Origin of the sequence: Paraburkholderia sp. CI3, assembly GCF_050436505.1 — a bacterium.
Lineage (GTDB): Bacteria > Pseudomonadota > Gammaproteobacteria > Burkholderiales > Burkholderiaceae > Paraburkholderia > Paraburkholderia tuberum.
The window spans coordinates 2,076,559-2,094,833 of record NZ_JBNDMI010000004.1; the positions used below are offsets into that span (position 1 = coordinate 2,076,559).

Consider the following 18,275-nt stretch of genomic DNA (forward strand, 5'->3'; position numbering starts at 1 on the left):
GATTAACCCCCCTTCCTTGCGGTTTCGTTCGCAGCGTGCGCCGCTTCGCGCTGACTCTCGACCAACGCGGCAAGCGTGTTGATCGAGCGAAAGTGCTCGCGCGTGCGTTCGTCGTTCGCCACGATGGTCAATTGGTATTGTTTGCGCAGCACGATGCCGATTTCGAGCGCGTCGATCGAATCGAGACCGATGCCGTCGGAACCGAACAACGGGGCGTCGTCGTCGATATCGGCGGGGCTCAGGTCTTCGAGATCGAGGGCTTCGATCAGAAGCTTTTTAATTTCCAGTTTTAAAGAATCCATAGTCGAACAGGTGCTGGGTAATGTGGGCTTCTACGGCATTCGTCACGCTGCGCGCCCCGATGGCCGCGGTGGTGTCGTGCGCGGCCAGCTCGTCGACGCCAAGCGGCGCGAGCACGTTCACGCGCATCCGGAAAGCGCGCGCCGGCACGTCGTACCAGCGCATCTGCCGCGTGAACGCGGGCGGATCGCAATCCATCAATACCGGCACGATCGGCGCGCCGGCCTTCAGCGCCATGTGCGCGAATCCGCGCGAGAACGCGTGCAGCCGGTTCGGCGCCGGGCTGCGCGTGCCTTCCGGAAAAATGATCATCGTATAGCCGGCCGCGAGCTGCTTCGCGCCGGCCTCGACGAGCGCGATCGCGTCCGCGTTGCTCACGTATTCGGCCGCGCGCACGATGCCCCAGAAACACGGGTTGTGCCAGTGCGCGTGCTTCACGACGCAGCACGCGCGCGGCGTCAACGACAGCAGAACCATCACGTCGAGGTAAGTCGGGTGATTCGCGACGACGATCGCCGGCCCGCCCGCGCACAACGCCTCGGCGCCGGACACTTCGAGTTCCATCACGCCGAGACCGCGCAGCACCGCGACGAGCGCGCGGAAAAAACGGTGAATCACGACGGTCACCGCGCGCTGCCGCGACGCGCGATGCGGCCACAGCCACGCGAGCGGAAACACGAGTACCGAAAACAGCACGCCGCACACGCCGAACGCGACGAAAGCGAGGCCAGTCGCGCAAAAACGCCACGTGTAATCAAGCCGCGCGCTCATCCCACCTCCAGTGCCACAGCGCGCCGGCGCGCTGCCAGCGCGTGGGCCGGCCGGTTTCGAGGCAGTGCAGCAGCGCCTGGCTCTGGGTCGGAAAGCTCGGGGCGTCGCTCAACGCGGATCGCGGGTCGCCGCGTTGCTCGGCTACCTCCTCGTCAGCGCGGGTCAAAGAGCAAACAACGTGCCCAGCCGACGCATCTTTGTCGAGCAACACCGCGATCGCACCGCCGTGCACTTCGTCTTCGATCGTGCCGTACGCGAGATCGGCCGGTTCGTCGGCATACACGAGCAGCACCGGCGCATCCGGTTGCGTCGCGTATTGCGCGTACGCTTCGAGCAGCGCATAACCGAGCGTCTGCGCGCCAGCCGATACCGCGCTCGCGGCCGAGCGGTCGCCGCGCGCAATCCCGAACACGCCGGTCATCGCGTTCAACACCGACAGGCTGAAGGCGGTCGGCGATACCGGCTCGCCGGCGCTGATGCTGCGCAGGATGTCGGTGGTACGCCGCAACTCCCCGTGCCGCGAAGCGAACACCACGCGCGCGGGTTCCTGCGCGACGCAGTCGTGCGCGACCTTGAGCGCCACCTTGGACAGCGTGCTGAGACGCCGCCGCACGATCGGCTCGATGAAGCCGATATCGGGTGCGGCAGACGAGGTAGCCGGCCAGCTAGACCAGCGACCGACCGGAATGGTCCAGTGCAGATCGGGCATATTGGTGTTCGCGCGTGGAAACGGGAAGGGGCTCAAGCGCCTGACGGAATACACAGCCGTCACGGCGAGCGCCGCCGCGCGGATCGGGAAGTTCCAACCCGGGACCGACCAGTCTGCCTGTCAGGGAATGCAGCACCGGCGATCGGGCCCGATTTGTCAGGCGCCCCTGACAATCGGTGTAGTGGATAGCGGCTCGGGCTCCTTTTGTGGCCGAATAGTACCGGGTATTTTGAATCAGATCGGCGAGGAAAGACGTATCCATCTGTATCCGCGCCTGTCGCGCAACACATTGTTAGACGATTTGACAAGACTGGCTGCGACGACGCACCGGAAGGCGATCTCGTGCGTCGGCGCTGGCGCGACAACGCCGCCGGAACCGACGAAAAACCTTTCATTCGTCTTTCTTCGAATAAGCCGCAGAGCGAAGACACCGACGCCGCGTCGTCCGTGCAAACAACATTCGTGGCAACGATGCGCCCGCGCCTGCTATACTCCGGCCCTCATTGGGGAGTAGCCGCCCCGCGGCCCGTCCGCACCGCTTCGCCGGTGCGTCGCACGTGTGGTTCGCGGGGGCGCCTGTCAACAGACTTGGCCTGCACGGCCATGGCAGTCGCAGCCTCTGGCCTGGCGAGACCGATGATCCACACGCGCCGCAACAGGGCCCGGCGTGTCGTGGGTCGTCGCTCGTTCATCTTCGGCCCGAGGAATCCATTCAACGTGAATCAAGCTTTTCTGATTTCGACCGGAGCGGTCGCGCTCGCCGAGATCGGCGACAAGACGCAACTGCTATCGCTCGTGCTGGCCGCGCGCTATCGCAAGCCCGTGCCGATCATTCTCGGCGTGCTCACGGCTACGCTGATCAATCACGCAGGAGCCGGCGCGCTCGGCGCGTGGCTCGGCTCGATGCTGACGCCGACCATCATGCGCTGGGCGCTGGCGGCGTCGTTTATCGGCATGGGGCTGTGGATTCTCGTGCCCGACAAGCTCGACGACGAGGAAGCCAACACGAACCGCACGCACTTCGGGGTGTTCGGCGCGATGGTCGTCACGTTCTTCCTCGCGGAAATGGGCGACAAGACACAGATTGCGACGGTCGCCCTCGCCGCGCGCTTTCACGATTTCTTCGGCGTGGTGGCCGGCACGACGCTCGGCATGATGATCGCGAACGTGCCGGCGATCCTGCTCGGCGACCGCTTCGCGCATCGTCTGCCGACCAGGCTCGTGCACGGCATCGCCGCGGTGATGTTCGTCGTGCTGGGCGCGATGGCGTTGTTCGGGGTCGGGGTCTGAGCTACTGCGCGGCCTTCGGCGCCGACGCCGCGCCCGCGGGGGGCGTGGCCGCCGGCAGCGACACTTCGTTGGCGTCCGCGCCGCCACCGCCGCCGAGCGGAATCTTCACGGTGTGCACCGCGCCGTTGGCCAGCGGGAAATCAGCCAGCGCGCTACGCGCCAGATATGGCATTGCCCGCACCAGCGACGACTCCTCGCCGACATTGCGCGCCGTGACGTTGTAGACCTCCCGGCCGCTCGCGCGCTCGGTGATCCGGATGCCGAGCAGATGCGTGAACACCGGATAGCTCTGGTTCACGTACGTCGCCGGGAAAGGCCCCCACGGTCCCCACATATCGAACGGCCGGCCCCAGTAAGGACCGGGCCACGGGTTGTAGTAGACCGGCTGCGCGACGGTCACGATGTCCGAGCGGATGCCATAGGCGAGCTCGACCAGATAGCGCGCGTCGTCGTGCGAGACTTCGCGGAACGCGTGCAAGGCGAGCTCGTTCGCGACGATCCGCTCGTACGCGCTCAGCTCGAGATTGTTCTTCTGATCCTCGTGCCGCGTGAACGCATAGGTGCGCGTCGCGTCGCTTCCGCTCCAGTCCGAGAACGCCGTGACCTGCGTGGTCACGTAGGTCGTGCAGCCGGACAGCAGCGCCGTCAGCGCGACGAACAGCAGCGCGACGCGGCGGGTCCATCGATCGATGTTCATGGTCTGCCTCGTGATGCCTCTGATTGCATCTATTCTGCTTCAGTTAAAACTCTGCTTCAGTCGAGATTATTCCGTCGCGCGATCCGCTGCCCGGCGGACGATGCCGGCGCTCTGCCACGGGCGGCGCCCGATAATACGCTGACCTCGCCAGCCGGTAAAAGGTTCTTCCCCTGTCCGTCGAAAGCGGCAGCGCTACCCGGCGCCGAGACTCGGCCCCTTCCCTTCCGCACGATTGCCCGAGGCTTTGTACAATGAGTCGACCAAGCCCGGCTCGCGCGCCGTTTGCGCGCCCGACCGCTCGAGTACACCACCACAGAACGCCATGGCCGATACCGCAACGCCCAATGTGATCCGCCGCGCCGATTACGCGCCGCCCGCCTTCCTGATCGACACCGTCGCACTGGAGTTCGATCTGGTCCCCGAACGCACGGTCGTCAGGAACACGATGCACGTTCGCCGCAACCCGGATGCGTCGCGCGCCGCGCATCTCGAACTGATGGGCGAGCAACTGGAGTTCGTCAGCGCCGCGATCGACGGCAAGCCATTCCCGAACGCGCACCCCCACGAGCACGGCCTGCTGCTCGACGACGTGCCGGACAGCTTCGAGCTGACCCTCACCAGCATCTGCAATCCCGCGGAAAACACCACGCTGTCGGGGCTGTATGTGTCGAGCGGCAACTTCTTCACGCAGTGCGAGGCCGAGGGCTTTCGCCGCATCACCTATTTCCTCGACCGCCCCGACGTAATGGCGAGCTTCACGGTCACGCTGCGCGCGAGCAAGGCCGACTATCCGGTGCTGCTGTCGAACGGCAATCTTCTGGAACAAGGCGAGTTGCCCGACGGCCGCCATTTCGCGCGCTGGGAAGACCCGTTCAGGAAGCCGAGCTATCTGTTCGCGCTCGTCGCGGGCAAGCTCGTCGCGCTCGAAGAACGCGTGAAGACCGGCTCAGGCAAGGAAAAGCTGCTGCAGGTCTGGGTCGAGCCGCACGATCTCGACAAGACCCGTCACGCGATGGATTCGCTGATCCACTCGATCCGCTGGGACGAACAGCGCTTCGGGCTCGAGCTCGATCTGGACCGCTTCATGATCGTCGCGGTCAGCGACTTCAACATGGGCGCGATGGAGAACAAGGGGCTCAACATCTTCAACACGAAGTACGTGCTCGCGAACCCCGAAACGGCCACCGACACCGACTTCTCGAACATCGAGGCGGTGGTCGGTCACGAGTACTTCCACAACTGGACCGGCAATCGCGTGACCTGCCGCGACTGGTTCCAGCTGAGTCTGAAGGAAGGCCTGACGGTGTTCCGCGACCAGGAGTTCTCGGCCGACATGGCGGGCGGCGCCACCGACGAAGCCGCGCGCGCGACCAAGCGCATCGAGGACGTGCGGGTGCTGCGCCAGATGCAGTTCGCCGAGGACGCGGGCCCGATGGCGCATCCGGTGCGCCCGGAAAGCTACGTCGAGATCAACAACTTCTACACGATGACCGTCTACGAGAAAGGCTCGGAAGTCGTGCGGATGTATCAGACGCTGTTCGGCCGCGACGGCTTTCGCCACGGCATGGACCTGTACTTCAAGCGTCACGACGGCCAGGCCGTGACCTGCGACGACTTCCGTCACGCGCTCGCCGACGCGAACGGCCGCGACCTCGCGCAGTTCGAGCGCTGGTATAGCCACGCCGGCACGCCGCGCGTGTCGGTGCGCACGCGCTACGACGCCGCGCAGCAGCGCTACAGCGTGACACTGCGCCAGGGCTACGGCGATGCCGTGGCGGCCGCGCGCGAAACGCAGAAGGGGCCGCTGCTGATTCCGTTCGCGATCGGTCTGATCGGCAAGGACGGCCGCGATCTGCCGCTGCAGCTCGACGGCGAGGCGAACGCGTCGGAGTCGACCACGCGCGTGCTCGAATTCACGCAGACCGAGCAGACCTTCACGTTCGTCAACGTCGGGCAGGAACCGCTGCCGTCGCTGCTACGCAATTTCTCGGCGCCGGTGATCGTCGAATACGACTACACGGGCGAACAGCTCGCGTTCCTGCTCGCGCACGACAGCGATCCGTTCAACCGCTGGGAAGCCGGCCAGCGGCTTGCCACGCGCGAGTTGCTCGCGCTGGCCGCGCGCGCGGCCACGGGCGCGGCGCTGCAGTTCGACGACTCGGTGGTCGCCGCGTTCGCGCGCGTTTTGACCGACGAGACGCTCTCGCCGGCGTTCCGCGAGCTCGCACTGATGCTGCCGTCCGAAGCGTATCTCGCCGAGCAGATGGCCGAATCGAATCCGGCCGCGGTGCACGCGGCACGGCAGTTCGTGCGCAAGCGCCTCGCGAATGCGCTGCGTGACGACTGGCTGAAGGTCTACGAGCAGCATCGCACGCCGGGCGCCTATGAAACGACGCCCGAGGCCGCCGGTCATCGCGCGCTGAAGAATCTGGCGCTGTCGTATCTGACCGAACTCGACGACTCCGCGGACGCCGTGCGTCTCGCGGCCGCGCAATATGAAACCGCGAACAACATGACCGACCGCGCCGCCGCGCTGTCGGCGCTGCTCAACGCGGCCGCGCCGCAAGGCGGCAGCCCCGAGGCGCAGCACGCGCTCGACGACTTCTATCGACGCTTCGAGAAGGAGCCGCTCGTCATCGACAAATGGTTCGCGTTGCAGGCCACCCAGCGCGGCGGCACACGACATCCGGTGATCGATACGGTGCGCAAGCTGATGACGCATCCGGCCTTCAACCTGAAGAACCCGAACCGGGCGCGTTCGCTGATTTTCAGCTTCTGCGCGGCGAACCCCGCGCAGTTCCACGCGGCAGATGGCTCCGGCTACGCATTCTGGGCCGAGCAGGTGATCGCGCTCGACGCGCTCAATCCGCAGGTGGCCGCGCGCCTTGCGCGCTCGCTCGAACTGTGGCGACGCTTCACGCCGGCGCTGCGCGACAGCATGCGCGCGGCGCTCGAGAAAGTGGCCGCACAGGTCAAGTCGCGCGACGTGCGCGAGATCGTCGAGAAGGCGTTGGCGTGATGCCTCTCTGAGTTCCCGAGTCACATCGGAAAGCCGGCACGCGTTGCCGGCTTTTTTTCGCGTTGTTTTCAGCTGCGTTCACGCGCTCGTGTCGCGCCGTTAGCCGTTTGGCCGACTGTTCATCGGACCTCGCCGGGCAGAAAGTATACGTACAGGTTTGATGGTTTACATTTAACGCGGTACGTTATACGATTCGATGGTCACGACATTCGCAGACAAGGCCACCGCAAGAATTTTCCAGGGCAGGTTCGTGCATTCGTTGCCACGCTCGATCCAGGCGCTAGCGCATCGCAAGTTGCTGATGATCGACGCCGCGAGCTCCGTCTCGAATTTGCACGCGCCGCCCGGAAACCGGCTCGAAGCCTTGCAAGGTCAGCGCAGCGAGCAATGGAGCATCCGCATCAATGCGCAGTGGCGCATCTGTTTTCACTTCGTCGGCGAGGACGCGCTGAATGTCGAGATCATCGACTATCACTGACTACTGGGAGACCGACATGGTCATCAAACGCTCCGCGCTCAACAGCATCGATTTCTCCGACATCGATACGGGCGCGGCCATTGCCGAGATCCATCCGGGCGAAATTCTGCGCAGCGAGTTCCTCGAGCCGCTCGGCATGTCCGTCAACGCGCTCGCGCTCGCGCTGCGGGTGCCGGCGCCGCGCATCAACGACGTCGTGCGCGGCCGCCGCGCAATCTCCGCCGATACCGCGCTGCGGCTCGAGCGCTACTTCGGCGCCAGCGCGCAGTTCTGGCTCAATCTGCAAATCGCCTACGACCTGCGTGTCGCCACCGCCGCCGCCGGCGAGCAGATCGAACGGGAAATCGAACCGATGCCGCGCGCCGAGCGCCCGAAACTGCCCCGCGTGCCGGCCGGACACGCCCGGGCCGCGGCCCTCGCGGCCAGCGTCAGCGGCACCTTCTCGGCCAAGGCGCGCCGCAAGACCTGAAGCCGGCCGTGCAACCAAAAGCACGGAGCCGACACAAACGAGCGGTTAAAATCCCATCATTCTTCTAGCCTTCCGGAGTACAGCAATGTCTTTGCAACGTCGTACCACTCTCACGAAGTACCTGATCGAGCAGCAGCGCGAAACCAACAACCTGCCCGCCGACCTGCGCCTGCTGATCGAAGTCGTCGCGCGCGCGTGCAAGGCGATCAGCTACCACGTCAGCAAGGGCGCGCTCGGCGATGCGCTCGGCTCGGCGGGCAGCGAAAACGTCCAGGGAGAAGTGCAGAAGAAGCTCGACATCCTCTCGAACGAAATTCTGCTCGAGGCGAACGAATGGGGCGGCAACCTCGCGGGCATGGCCTCCGAGGAAATGGAACAATTCTTCCCGATTCCGGCCAACTATCCGAAGGGCGAATATCTGCTCGTGTTCGATCCGCTCGACGGCTCGTCGAACATCGACGTGAACGTGTCGATCGGTACGATCTTCTCGGTGCTGCGCTGCCCGGACGGCCATCAGGCCACCGAGCAATCGTTCCTGCAGCCGGGCACGCAGCAGGTCGCCGCGGGCTATGCGGTGTACGGCCCGCAAACGGTGCTCGTGCTGACCACCGGTAACGGCGTGAACTGCTTCACGCTCGATCGCGAGCTCGGCTCGTGGGTGCTCACGCAAAGCGACATGCGCATTCCCGTCGAAACGCGCGAGTACGCGATCAACGCGTCGAACGAACGCCACTGGTATCCGCCGGTTCAGCAATACATCGGCGAGCTGAAGGCGGGTAAGGACGGCTCGCGTCAGGCCGACTTCAACATGCGCTGGATCGCGTCGATGGTCTCCGACGTGCATCGCATCCTGAGTCGCGGCGGCATCTTCATGTACCCGGCCGACAAGCGCACGCCGGACAAGCCGGGCAAGCTGCGTCTGATGTACGAAGCCAATCCGATGGCATTCATCGTCGAGCAGGCGGGCGGCGCCGCAACCAACGGCGAGAAGCGCATTCTCGACATCCAGCCGAAGAGCCTGCACGAGCGCGTCGCGGTGTTTCTCGGCTCGAAGAACGAGGTCGATCGCGTGACCCGCTATCACCTCGAAGCGAAGAAGTGATCTCGAAAGAAAAAAATGCCTCAAGGGGCTTGTCAAGGCACTAAAGTAGTCCCTATAATTTCGTTTCTCCTGATGCCGGAATAGCTCAGACGGTAGAGCAGCGCATTCGTAATGCGAAGGTCGGGGGTTCGATTCCTCTTTCCGGCACCATCAAGTTTCAAGCAAAAAGCCCAGTCCTCGCGACTGGGCTTTTTGTTTTCTGGAGTCTGTGTAGGCGCTGTGTAGGCATTTCACGTCAACTAGATGTGTTTTCGGACGGCCAGGTTCTCGAATATTTCACGAACTGTCGGCCGAGCCTAGCCTGGTGCATCTGGCCGAGTTCGACCCTGCTCTGCCGTTTGCTTGTCCGTCGGCCGAATGGCCGCCTTGAGATGGGGATGCGACACAGCCTCCTGCCGGCATAATCGGGAAATCTGCCAGTGCCGACAAGTGGGGCCAAGCCGATTTCTATCGAGCATGCACCTGCTCGCCCGAGGCCATCGTTGACGCGTCCGTGCATTGAAGTCATTGATTAATCGGCTGATCCAGTCGTGCAGTAGTGAGCAAACTGTTCTGCGGAGAGCGCGAAACCCTTCTGCCTGGCGAGTTCCCAAGGACGTTCGCATTGGTGCGTGGATTCACACCAGGAATACCCAGCCGAACCAATACAACCATGTGCATCGCGATCTGCACCTACAACGGGTGACGGGCTGCTGGGCGGCGAGGCCGCGCAAGCGCTTAGCAAGCATGTCATCGTGACAGTGGCCCAGCAAAGAGAAAAGTAGTCTCGGCGCATAAAATGAGTCCCAGATTTGTGTGACGTCGGATTTTGGTCTTTTTGCCGTTTGCGAGTCGCGCAATAGCGCTTGTGGGCTAACCGGCAGCGAGCCGCTGCCGGTTCCGACCGCGCTCGATGCTAACGGCCAATCTGCTGTATCCCCGCCAGTCGCCAGGCCGGGTCGCCATGCCCGTGGCCCACGATGTTCCAGACCTCCTCAAACGGTTGCGCCGTCTGCGCGTCCTCGTCTTCCCGCATCTGGCCGTGAAAGCGAAGGCTAACCAGTGTTTCGCTGCCATTGTGTTCCGTGCTCAACAATTCCACGTCCAGCTGCGTGATTTCCGTATGGCTCGGCTGGTTGCCCCGATCTTCAAGGTCCCGCTTGATCACCGCGAACATTTCCGGGGTTGTCAGCTCGAAAAGGTCGCCTTGTTCGTTCTGGTCCCAGGCGCGTTGCAGACGCAGGAACAAGGTCCTGGCCGATGCCAGCAAGACCGCCTGATCGAGCCCGACAGGCAGTCCAGGCACTGTCGTTGTTTGTGCCGCTGCGGCGGGATTCATCGCTGTGCGCGGCCAGGCACCGAGATTCGTCTGAGGCGCCGCCTGCCCGCTCTGATTCATGAGCCAGGAGCCGTTCATGCGCTGCCCGTTCGCCGCGTCGTGCCCATAAGCGAGATCCGGACGGCGCCGGTTGGCAATGAAGCGGAACAGCATGATGCCGGCGACAATCACGAGGCCGATCACCACTACGCTCGACAGCATCTGGGCCAGCCCTTCACCCAGCCCCAACGACGACATCAGCGCGGCAATGCCGAGTCCTGCGGCCAGGCCGGCGAGCGGGCCCATCCAGCGGTTGGCTGGCTTCGCGGCAGCGGCCGCCGGCGCGGCCTGCTGCGCCGGTTGAGCTTGCTGGCTCCGTTGGCCTTGCCCGGACGGCGACGCCGTCTGCGACTGGCGGCCGACGCTACTACCACCGCCAATACGCTTCGCTTCGGCATGGTTGGATGCGACAGTGCCCGCGACGAGCACTAGCGCCATGGCCAGTACAGCGGTACCGCGCGTCACGACACGCGCAAGGCGTCGCAACTGATTGATTGTGTGCGAATACATAAGAATCTCTTTCGTGTAGGACAGAAACTTGCGAAGGTCGCCCGAACGCGTCTTTCCATCGCGGACCGCAAATAGCGAGCAATACCGCTCGTACGATGCCACCGTAGCCGTGCATGCATGGCTTGCTTAGACGGCATCAGGCTCAGCGCTCCAGGTGCACTCGCGTTGACTCGCGCGGCGCTTCGCGAGGCGCGCCTGGCGCCTGCGGACGATCGAAGAAACGGCGCGGGCAAGCGCGAGATCGAGGGCGCCGCGCCAGTCTTTCGCAATCGACGTCACCACGACCGGATTCGCACCGGGCACCTGCACCTGCACCTGGCAACGCTTATCGAGTCCGCGGCGCGGGCCGTTGACGTCGGAGAGATTGACGGTGGCCCGGGAAACCAGCCAGGCCATCCGGCGGAACACAAACTGGGTGCGTTGGCGCGCGAAGCTGCGCAAGCGTGCAGCTTCAATGTCGCAGGACTTGAACAGGACTTGCATGAGACCTCCATCAGAAACAGAAAGAAAAAGACGGGTTAGCGAAACAACGACCGCCGGGGCGGAAGCCTGTGTGCTTAGTCGTTGAAACCAGTTTATCGGTTTAACGCGCCATTACAATCCCCTTTCACCCAATAAATACTTGTCGCGTCTGCAACGTCACCCCAGTGGGCGCAAAGCAATTACAAACGACAAAACGCCGGAGCGAATGACGAATTCGCGCCGGCGCAAAAATGCAATGAAACGCTAATACTGGAACGGGATGGAATGCCGGTCTGCGCGGCTGAATGCAGGCCCGGTTGCAGACGATGAAGCGGCGCCGATGCCGCTCGCCGGAGGTCACCGGGCCGGGCAGTTGAAAGCGCCCGGCCATCCGGCTGATAGCCCATCAACTTCCTTTGTAGATCGAATGACCCGAGGCCACCTGGGTCGGTGCGCCGGAAGCGGCCGAGCCCGATTTCACGCCACCGTGGCCACTGAGTGCCTGCTGAGCCGCCACGCTTTTCAGCGCGCCCTGGAGGTGCGCCGGGTAGTGCGCGTCACTGTGGTTGCGGTCGTAGCCCGCCTGCTGCAACTGGACCAGTTCCGCGCGCACCTGCTCACGGGTGAGGGGGCCGTTGCTGCTAGCGGATGCCATCGTGGGCAGCGCGAGGACCGAAACGAGTGCGATAACCGGAATGAATGTTTTAGCCATGGTTAATTCTCCAATTTAAATTTCAGAAACAGAAAATACTGGGTTAGCGAAACAACGACCGCCGGGGGCGGAAGCCTGTGTGCTTAGTCGTTGAAGCCAGTTTATCGGTTTAACTCACCATTACAATCACCTTTCACCCAACAGATACTTTCCGCATCTGCAACGTCATCGGGGTACCTCGCGGCGCAAAGCAATTACAAACGACGAAACGCCGGAGCGAAACGAATTCGCCCCGGCGCAAGAATGCAATGAAACTGTCGCTAATACTGGAAGGGGGATGGAATGCCGGTCTGCGCGGCTAAGTGCAGGCTGCCGTCACGTGCGTTCGTCAGGCCGCTGGCCGCGACCTGCGCAGTCGTGGTGGTCTCGTGCAAAATCCAGGCCGGTGTTGGTTATCGCCGCAAGACGTTATTCATCGTGGCCCGGCGTCCTGCGACTGCGCGCCATCGAATCGCACCCAGTTGGGCGCACTGCCGGACAGCGGTGCGGCAGCCTACAGCAAAAGCAGCGTTGCCGAGACGACGCACGTCGGCACGACGGCAGCGAGCAACAGGCCGAGCAGGCTGACTGACTCATCATGGAATCCCTTGTGCACGATGGCGAGTCCTGCGGGATTCGGCGCGTTGGCGATCACTGTGAGACCGCCTCCAGCCACTGCGCCGGCCAGCAGCATGTACTTCGCCTGGTCCGGAAGGCCCGCGATCAGCGAGCCGAGATAGGTAATCGCCGCGTTGTCCATGATCGCCGTCAGGCCAAGCGCGCCGGCATAAAGTGCGTAAGCATCGAGCGATGCGACGACCGGCTGCAGCCACCATCGCTGCAAACCCCCGAGCACGACCAAGCCTCCGAGAAAGAATGCTACCAGCAGGCTCTCGCGCAACATCAGCGGCGACTGGTACTGCTCGTATGCCTGCGTGAAGCCCAAAAAGAAAAGCAGGAGGCCGATGAAGATAACCGGGTGATGGGCCGACAGCACCACCGCGACGAGAAAGCCGGCGTGTATCAGCGTGACGCCCGTCGGAACGGGAACCGCGGCGGCGGGCGCGTCGTTGCGCTCTGCGTGCTTCGGGAGCTTGCGGTGCATGAATAGCAGCAGGCCTGTTGCGTTGACCAGCACGGCAATGGCCGCCTTCCAGCCAAACTGCGCCGCCATAAACGCGCTGTCCCATCCCCAAGCGGCGGCAACCATCAGCACCGGAGGCGCGGCATAGGCGGTCAGCATGCCGCCGACCGACACGTTGACAAACAGCACCGCGAGCGTGAGATATTTCCAGTGCTCGGCGATCGGCGACCTGAAAAGCCGGTCTCGCAGGATCAGCGCTGCCAGCGTCATTGCGGCCGGCTCCGTGATGAACGAGCCGAGCAACGGAACGAGGGTCAGGGAAAGCCAGATGACGCCTGTTTCCGTCTTGACGGGAAGGACACGCGCGATGTGCGACACGAGCGTCGTGACCGCGTCGAGAATGGGCCGGCTCGCGGCGATCACCATGATCACGAAGACAAACAGGGCTTCGGTGAAGGAGCGCGATTCAGCATAGGCCACGGCCTGCGCAGAACCGGCCAGCGCGACGATAGCCAGACACAGGATCAGGGCCCAGAGGCCGAAGACGACTTCCACTTCGCCGAGAAAGTGAAACAGGCCCGCGTGGTGCGGGTGCCGGTGGGCCAGAACCTCGAAGCGTTTCGCAAGGAGCGTATGGAGCAGGGCCAGTCCGAAGATGACTGTGCCGGCGATTTCAACTGAATGTGGCATGTGTTCGCTTTGAATGGCGATGGAACGGACTCTGGAACGCACGCGGTTGGTGTTGCCGCCGGCCAGATCGCTGGCCTCGCTTTTAGGCAGCTCTCAGCGTAGCCACGACATCGTGCCGCGTATCGGTATCGACGCGGGCAAGCAGCCTGACCGTGTGGAGGCTGATCCTGAGCGCGTCGACTTCGAGAAAGTTTCCGGAGGCCGCCATGAGGTTTGTAGTGCAAATTAATTGTGTCAGTCCAGAATTCTGGCGGCAGGGCCGAGCGGCGCCTGGAATTCGTTGAACTTAAATTCTTATCGAGGGGCTAGCCGGACTCAATCGCCAGTTGACAGTTTCATTTGATCTATGAGGGTTGGCGGCCGAAATTCCCCTCGATTATGCGGGTGAAGCATGCGCGGCAGCAATTGGCGTGAGGCGTCTAACACGCTCAGCCATTCACATCTGATCGCCTGGCACGGACCCGTTGTTCAATGGAGTGTTACTCGGGCATCGCCGACGAATGGTGATTGAGGATCTTCCACTCCCCATCAACCTTCTTGTACACGAATGTATAGCGCGCATGCACCTTCTGATGCTTGCCGTTCTTCACCAGGTCGAACGTATAGACCCCCGTGTCCAGCGCCGAATCGTCGCTCAGCAAGCGGATCTCGCGGAGGTTGATCGTACCGTGCGGTTTCAGCTTCAGAAACTTCACGAAATAGTCCTTGATGCTGGCGGGAGTCGTGCGGACTTCATTGGAAACCGTTGGCTCCAGTACGGCATCGGGTGCGTACAGCCTGGCAACGGAGTCGGCGTCGCCCGTTGCGAGCGCCTCATTCCACCGATCGAACAGCGACGCGATTTCAGCTTCGCGCTGATTCGTCGGCGCCACGGCGATTTCGCGATAGACCTGCGGTACGAGGACTTCGCCTGCAAACACGCTAGTGCTGAAAACAACTGCGGCGGCGATCAAAATCTTCTTCATTTTTGCGTTCAATCCATTTAAACGAGAGCCAACGAGGAGTCGGGAAACTACAGCCACCAGGCGCCTTAGGCTACAAGGGAACCTTTCAGGTATCGCCGCCTGCCAACGGCCAGCCAGCTATGTCGTCAGTCGACCTGTCTGGGACGTATTGTGATATTAAACCCAATATTGATGCATTCGTCAACTATGACGCTAGGGAAAAGTTTTAGCCTCGTTGTTCGCAAACGCTTCGCGCGAACAGACGCCTGATGACGTTGCAAGCGCGGAAACTCACGCGTCGACGCGCACGACGCAACGCTACGACCAACATTCGAGCGCGATCCAGTTTGAAGAGGTTGAGCGGATTTCTTTAAAGAAGTGGACAGATATTCAGCGTCAAATCCACGCCGGACTTCCGCCATTCGATCGTGCAAATCGAATGTCTCTTGATGGCCGGACGCGGCTGATGTGACAGGCCGCATTCCTCGAAAGGTCGCGAAACAAGCCCTCTACGACATTACAGATCGCGCTTCTCATTCGGATCGCCGATGCTCTTCGAGAATCGCCTGAATGCGCCGGTGCGGTGGTTGTGGGGTCCTTTGCAAAGGACAGCGCAGACCGTCTCTCTGATATCGACCTGGTAGTCTTTTGTCTGGAAGGCGCAGGACATTCGTTACTTCAAACGATAATCAAGCAATTCGCGCCGTCGAAAATTCTTTTCACGTTCGACGGCATGCACGATTTGGACAGAGTGATAGATCGCCTCGCTAATGCGTTCCAGAACGGATCGTTTCAATCCAGCCCGCTGTGTCGAACGACCGAAAGGGCCGGGCCCGGACGGTCGACCCGTGTTGCTGCGGTTGCGCCGCAGCATCGGCGCCAACTTCCGTAGCCGATCCACTGCCGCCGTCAGGTTCGACGTTGTGCCAGTGGCCGTTTCCACGTGGACAAGCGGCGGTCAAACTCTTTGTGCGACCATCGGTGGTCGGTACGTTCTACTCCTGTAGACTGCCGCAATGACCCAAGAAATCGATTACCTCAATCCCAGCCTTCCTTCTGGCCTTCGGCGCGTGTCAATGCCCGTGGTCGATGCGACCCCCACAACGCTTGATGGATTCGGCAGGCTTGTAGCAGACCCGAGCGAGTGTTCGATCGAGATTGTGCAGTGGCCGGCAGTGGGTGCAAGGCCCGTTGACCCTGGTACCGGATCTGGCATGAAGGTGTGTTCACTCTCGAAGGAACCCAGCGGTTCTTTGACAAGCAGGGCGCCGTCCACGCGCGCGTCTCTGTCGACTTTGCCCGCGAGTTTGGTTGTCTCCTCGAGGCACCGATTGCCCGCGACGCCCAACTCCTTCGAGGCGGCGGCCTACAGCCGTAGCGCGAAGGGAACACCCGCTCCCGACCGCGGACATACGTCCTCGGTTCGCCAGTATCGCATCCCTTTATGAGAGTGATGAGGCACGCGCCACGCGCACGAAGTATCCCTGAAATTAACGGACGTCACCGACAGGCGAACAACGTTAGTCATCGTTCGTCAGGAGAACTGCGAAACGACGTGTCGATTCGAACGTGGAAAACGCAATGACCAGGCCGACGGTGATCGGCACTGCGAGGAAGGCGCCCGCGATGCCCCAGATCGACGACCACACCGCCAGACTGATCAGGATCACCGCGGGGCTCAGGTTCAGTGAGCCGCCCATCAGCCACGGGTCGAGGAGATGGCCGACCACGAAGTTCGCGAGCGTGAGCGAGATGAACAGCACGATCGCCGCGTTCCACTGGCCGAACTGCAGCGCGGCGAGCAGCGTCGGCACCGCGACCGAGATCCACGAGCCCGCATACGGGATGAAGTTCAGCAGGCCGGCCAGCACCGCCCAAAGCTCCGCGAATTCGAGTCCGACGAGCCGCATGCAGATCCAGCTCGCGATGCCAAGGATCGCGCCGAGCAGGGTCTTCATCGCGAGATAGACACCGATCTTCGAGTTGATCTCGTCGATTACCGACACGATCCGCGTCGAGTCGCCCGCGAAGTTCACGAGCTTGCGGCGGTATTTCGCGTGCTCGATGAGAAAGAACGTCGCATAAAGCAGCACGACGATGATCGCCGCGAGCAGCGACGACACCGACGACAGCGTGGCGGTTATGATCGCCTGCACGTTGACGCTCGCTAACAGGTCGCGGCGGATCGCAGCCCAGTTGGCCTCCGTTTCGATGTGCAGCAGCGCGGCGAACTTCGTAAACAGTACGAGCAGCGTCGCCTCGTACTTCGGCGCGACGGCCATCAGCCGGTCCCTGTCGGACAGCAGCAGGTCGACCGACAGGTAGACCGTGAAGAGCATCAGCGTCGCAGCGATCGCGTGGCGCAGGCCGTCCCGCAGGCGTGCACCGAGGTAGGGAATGCGGCGCAGCAGGTTGGCGAGACCGAAGACCACGTATGTCGCGATGATGCCGAACGCAATTGGGACCAGCACGGGGCGGCCGACATACAGTCCCCACCCGAGCAGTGTGGCGAGCACGGCCGCACATGTGCATTTCAGCAGACCCGGGTTCATGCGTTTCCTCGCGAGCAGCGCTGCCTGGCGGGTTGTGGGCCGCCGCGTCAGTCACAGCGGGACTTTTCGTCGGGTAGCGTCGGGTCGGTGGTGCGGCGCTTGCGCCGTCCTCGCCACAGCAGGCTGACGACGAGCGCGACGACACCCGCGCCGATCACGATCGCCATCGCAGCCGGCAGGTGCGAGCGGACCCACGGCACGTTGCCGAAAAAATACCCGGGACCCGCAAGTGAGCATATCCAGATCACCGCGCCGCCGGTCGCGAAGCGCACAAAGCGGCGAAACGGCATCTTCGTCGCGCCGGCGAGCGCGGGCGCGACCGCCCGGACGATTGCGATGAACGGAGAGTACAGCAGCAGCGCGGCGCCGTGACGTACGTAGAGCGCGCGCGTTCGCGCAGTCACCTTGTCGATCCAGCCGCTGCGCTTCGGGTTCCATACCGACGCGACGGCACGTGCCAGCGCATAGTTGAACACTTTTCCTGCAACCGCGGCCGCGACCAGCAACGGCGCGAGCCACACAGGCTGCAGCACGCCGACGGCAGCGAGCGCGCCGGACAGGAACAGGAGCATGTCCGCGGGCAGAATGACGAGCGGCAGTACGCCGACACTGCAGAAGACGATCGCCCCGAGGATTGCGTAGGCCAACGGCCCATGCTGGACCAGCAGCGCTTCGAGGTCCTGGTCCAGTTGCAAGACGAATTGCACGAACGTGGCCATGTGTGCCGGCTACGTGTCCGTTGGTGGAGGGGGAAGTATAGCGGCAAGCGCGCAGCAGTCCCGCACCGTGTGGTTGGCGGGCGCAATCGCGTTGCGCATCTTGACGTCGCGAGCAGCCGGCCACGGCTGTATGGTCGCATCTTTCGCGCGTTTCTCAACGCCGGACGCTGCCGGCGACGGAAACCGTCGGGGCAATGCTGTCGTGCCGGTCGTCCCGCCGTTCGCGTGCAGCCGCATCGCGAGATTTTGGCAGTACGCCAACTTTACCGGGTAGGGGTGAAAGCCGCGCAGACAGGGCCGCGCCGAAGTCAGCAGTGTGACAGCTTCCTGCTGGGCATTACCAGAGGGCAGAGACACATCAAGGAATCGGAAGCGCCGCGCAGAAATGAGTCTGTGATCGACCGTTAACTGATCGAAGCCGACATCTCAAT

Annotated in this window: 19 protein-coding genes, 1 tRNA gene and 1 riboswitch; of the genes, 7 read left to right on the forward strand and 13 right to left on the reverse strand. The window is 62.9% G+C overall.

The features are described from left to right. Window positions 1–2: 2 nt before the first annotated feature. From OKW29_RS30895 to OKW29_RS30905, 3 genes are read right to left on the reverse strand one after another with little or no spacing between them, the layout of a single operon-like run. On the reverse strand, window positions 3–302 hold the full coding sequence (locus OKW29_RS30895; RefSeq protein WP_429293722.1) for a phosphopantetheine-binding protein: 300 nt from the start codon (window positions 300–302) through the stop codon (window positions 3–5). Further along, the gene (locus tag OKW29_RS30900; RefSeq protein WP_429293723.1) at window positions 277–1,071 is read right to left on the reverse strand and encodes a lysophospholipid acyltransferase family protein; all 795 of its coding nucleotides are present in this window, start codon (window positions 1,069–1,071) and stop codon (window positions 277–279) included. Before OKW29_RS30900 ends, OKW29_RS30895 begins: the two co-directional genes overlap by 26 nt. After that, window positions 1,055–1,780, reverse strand: a complete 726-nt coding sequence (locus tag OKW29_RS30905; RefSeq protein WP_429293724.1) for a beta-ketoacyl synthase chain length factor — start codon at window positions 1,778–1,780, stop codon at window positions 1,055–1,057. The genes OKW29_RS30900 and OKW29_RS30905 overlap by 17 nt, the downstream gene beginning before the upstream one ends. A gap of 493 nt (window positions 1,781–2,273) precedes the next feature. Further along, window positions 2,274–2,487: riboswitch (yybP-ykoY riboswitch) on the forward strand. A 10-nt stretch (window positions 2,488–2,497) separates the two neighbouring features. Here OKW29_RS30905 and OKW29_RS30910 point away from each other — a divergent pair. Beyond that, the gene (locus OKW29_RS30910) at window positions 2,498–3,070 is read left to right on the forward strand and encodes a TMEM165/GDT1 family protein (RefSeq protein ID WP_429293725.1); all 573 of its coding nucleotides are present in this window, start codon (window positions 2,498–2,500) and stop codon (window positions 3,068–3,070) included. A gap of 1 nt (window position 3,071) precedes the next feature. On the opposite strand, the gene OKW29_RS30915 is transcribed toward OKW29_RS30910, so the two are convergent. Beyond that, window positions 3,072–3,767, reverse strand: a complete 696-nt coding sequence (locus OKW29_RS30915; RefSeq protein WP_184070802.1) for a DUF4136 domain-containing protein — start codon at window positions 3,765–3,767, stop codon at window positions 3,072–3,074. Window positions 3,768–4,089: 322 nt separating this feature from the next. On the opposite strand from OKW29_RS30915, the gene pepN reads away from it, so the two are divergent. The 5 genes from pepN (at window position 4,090) to OKW29_RS30940 (ending at window position 8,985) form a co-directional block, all read left to right on the forward strand. Beyond that, window positions 4,090–6,786, forward strand: a complete 2,697-nt coding sequence (gene pepN / locus OKW29_RS30920; RefSeq protein WP_429293726.1) for an aminopeptidase N — start codon at window positions 4,090–4,092, stop codon at window positions 6,784–6,786. A 196-nt stretch (window positions 6,787–6,982) separates the two neighbouring features. Then, entirely contained in the window at window positions 6,983–7,264 is a 282-nt protein-coding gene (locus OKW29_RS30925) for a type II toxin-antitoxin system RelE/ParE family toxin (RefSeq protein WP_429293727.1), read from the forward strand. A 16-nt stretch (window positions 7,265–7,280) separates the two neighbouring features. After that, the gene (locus OKW29_RS30930; RefSeq protein WP_429293728.1) at window positions 7,281–7,733 is read left to right on the forward strand and encodes a HigA family addiction module antitoxin; all 453 of its coding nucleotides are present in this window, start codon (window positions 7,281–7,283) and stop codon (window positions 7,731–7,733) included. Window positions 7,734–7,818: 85 nt separating this feature from the next. Continuing rightward, entirely contained in the window at window positions 7,819–8,835 is a 1,017-nt protein-coding gene (locus tag OKW29_RS30935; protein WP_429293729.1) for a class 1 fructose-bisphosphatase, read from the forward strand. A gap of 74 nt (window positions 8,836–8,909) precedes the next feature. After that, window positions 8,910–8,985 (forward strand) — tRNA-Thr (locus OKW29_RS30940). 361 nt (window positions 8,986–9,346) lie between these two features. Here the strand turns inward: OKW29_RS30940 and OKW29_RS30945 are convergent. The 7 genes from OKW29_RS30945 to OKW29_RS30975 form a co-directional block, all read right to left on the reverse strand. Continuing rightward, the gene (locus tag OKW29_RS30945) at window positions 9,347–9,610 is read right to left on the reverse strand and encodes a hypothetical protein (RefSeq protein ID WP_429293730.1); all 264 of its coding nucleotides are present in this window, start codon (window positions 9,608–9,610) and stop codon (window positions 9,347–9,349) included. A gap of 120 nt (window positions 9,611–9,730) precedes the next feature. Next, a complete protein-coding gene (locus tag OKW29_RS30950; protein WP_429293731.1) occupies window positions 9,731–10,702 on the reverse strand; it encodes a Tim44 domain-containing protein in 972 nt (323 codons plus the stop codon). Window positions 10,703–10,828: 126 nt separating this feature from the next. After that, complete coding sequence (locus OKW29_RS30955) at window positions 10,829–11,185, reverse strand: HPF/RaiA family ribosome-associated protein (protein WP_184027342.1); 357 nt, start codon at window positions 11,183–11,185, stop codon at window positions 10,829–10,831. Between the two features lie 385 nt (window positions 11,186–11,570). Continuing rightward, the gene (locus OKW29_RS30960) at window positions 11,571–11,876 is read right to left on the reverse strand and encodes a DUF4148 domain-containing protein (RefSeq protein WP_429293732.1); all 306 of its coding nucleotides are present in this window, start codon (window positions 11,874–11,876) and stop codon (window positions 11,571–11,573) included. 493 nt (window positions 11,877–12,369) lie between these two features. Continuing rightward, on the reverse strand, window positions 12,370–13,629 hold the full coding sequence (locus tag OKW29_RS30965) for a putative Na+/H+ antiporter (protein ID WP_429294975.1): 1,260 nt from the start codon (window positions 13,627–13,629) through the stop codon (window positions 12,370–12,372). Between the two features lie 82 nt (window positions 13,630–13,711). After that, a complete protein-coding gene (locus OKW29_RS30970) occupies window positions 13,712–13,837 on the reverse strand; it encodes a PliI family lysozyme inhibitor of I-type lysozyme (RefSeq protein WP_429293733.1) in 126 nt (41 codons plus the stop codon). 271 nt (window positions 13,838–14,108) lie between these two features. After that, on the reverse strand, window positions 14,109–14,594 hold the full coding sequence (locus OKW29_RS30975; RefSeq protein ID WP_184070813.1) for an SgcJ/EcaC family oxidoreductase: 486 nt from the start codon (window positions 14,592–14,594) through the stop codon (window positions 14,109–14,111). Between the two features lie 520 nt (window positions 14,595–15,114). Here OKW29_RS30975 and OKW29_RS30980 point away from each other — a divergent pair. Further along, complete coding sequence (locus OKW29_RS30980) at window positions 15,115–15,465, forward strand: nucleotidyltransferase domain-containing protein (RefSeq protein ID WP_429294976.1); 351 nt, start codon at window positions 15,115–15,117, stop codon at window positions 15,463–15,465. Window positions 15,466–16,093: 628 nt separating this feature from the next. Here OKW29_RS30980 and OKW29_RS30985 read toward each other — a convergent pair. Both OKW29_RS30985 and OKW29_RS30990 read right to left on the reverse strand, forming a co-directional pair. Then, entirely contained in the window at window positions 16,094–17,125 is a 1,032-nt protein-coding gene (locus tag OKW29_RS30985; protein WP_429293734.1) for an AI-2E family transporter, read from the reverse strand. Between the two features lie 47 nt (window positions 17,126–17,172). Next, window positions 17,173–17,844 (reverse strand): DedA family protein, encoded by a 672-nt coding sequence (locus tag OKW29_RS30990; RefSeq protein ID WP_187617165.1) that lies wholly within the window; start codon window positions 17,842–17,844, stop codon window positions 17,173–17,175. Window positions 17,845–18,275 lie beyond the last annotated feature (431 nt).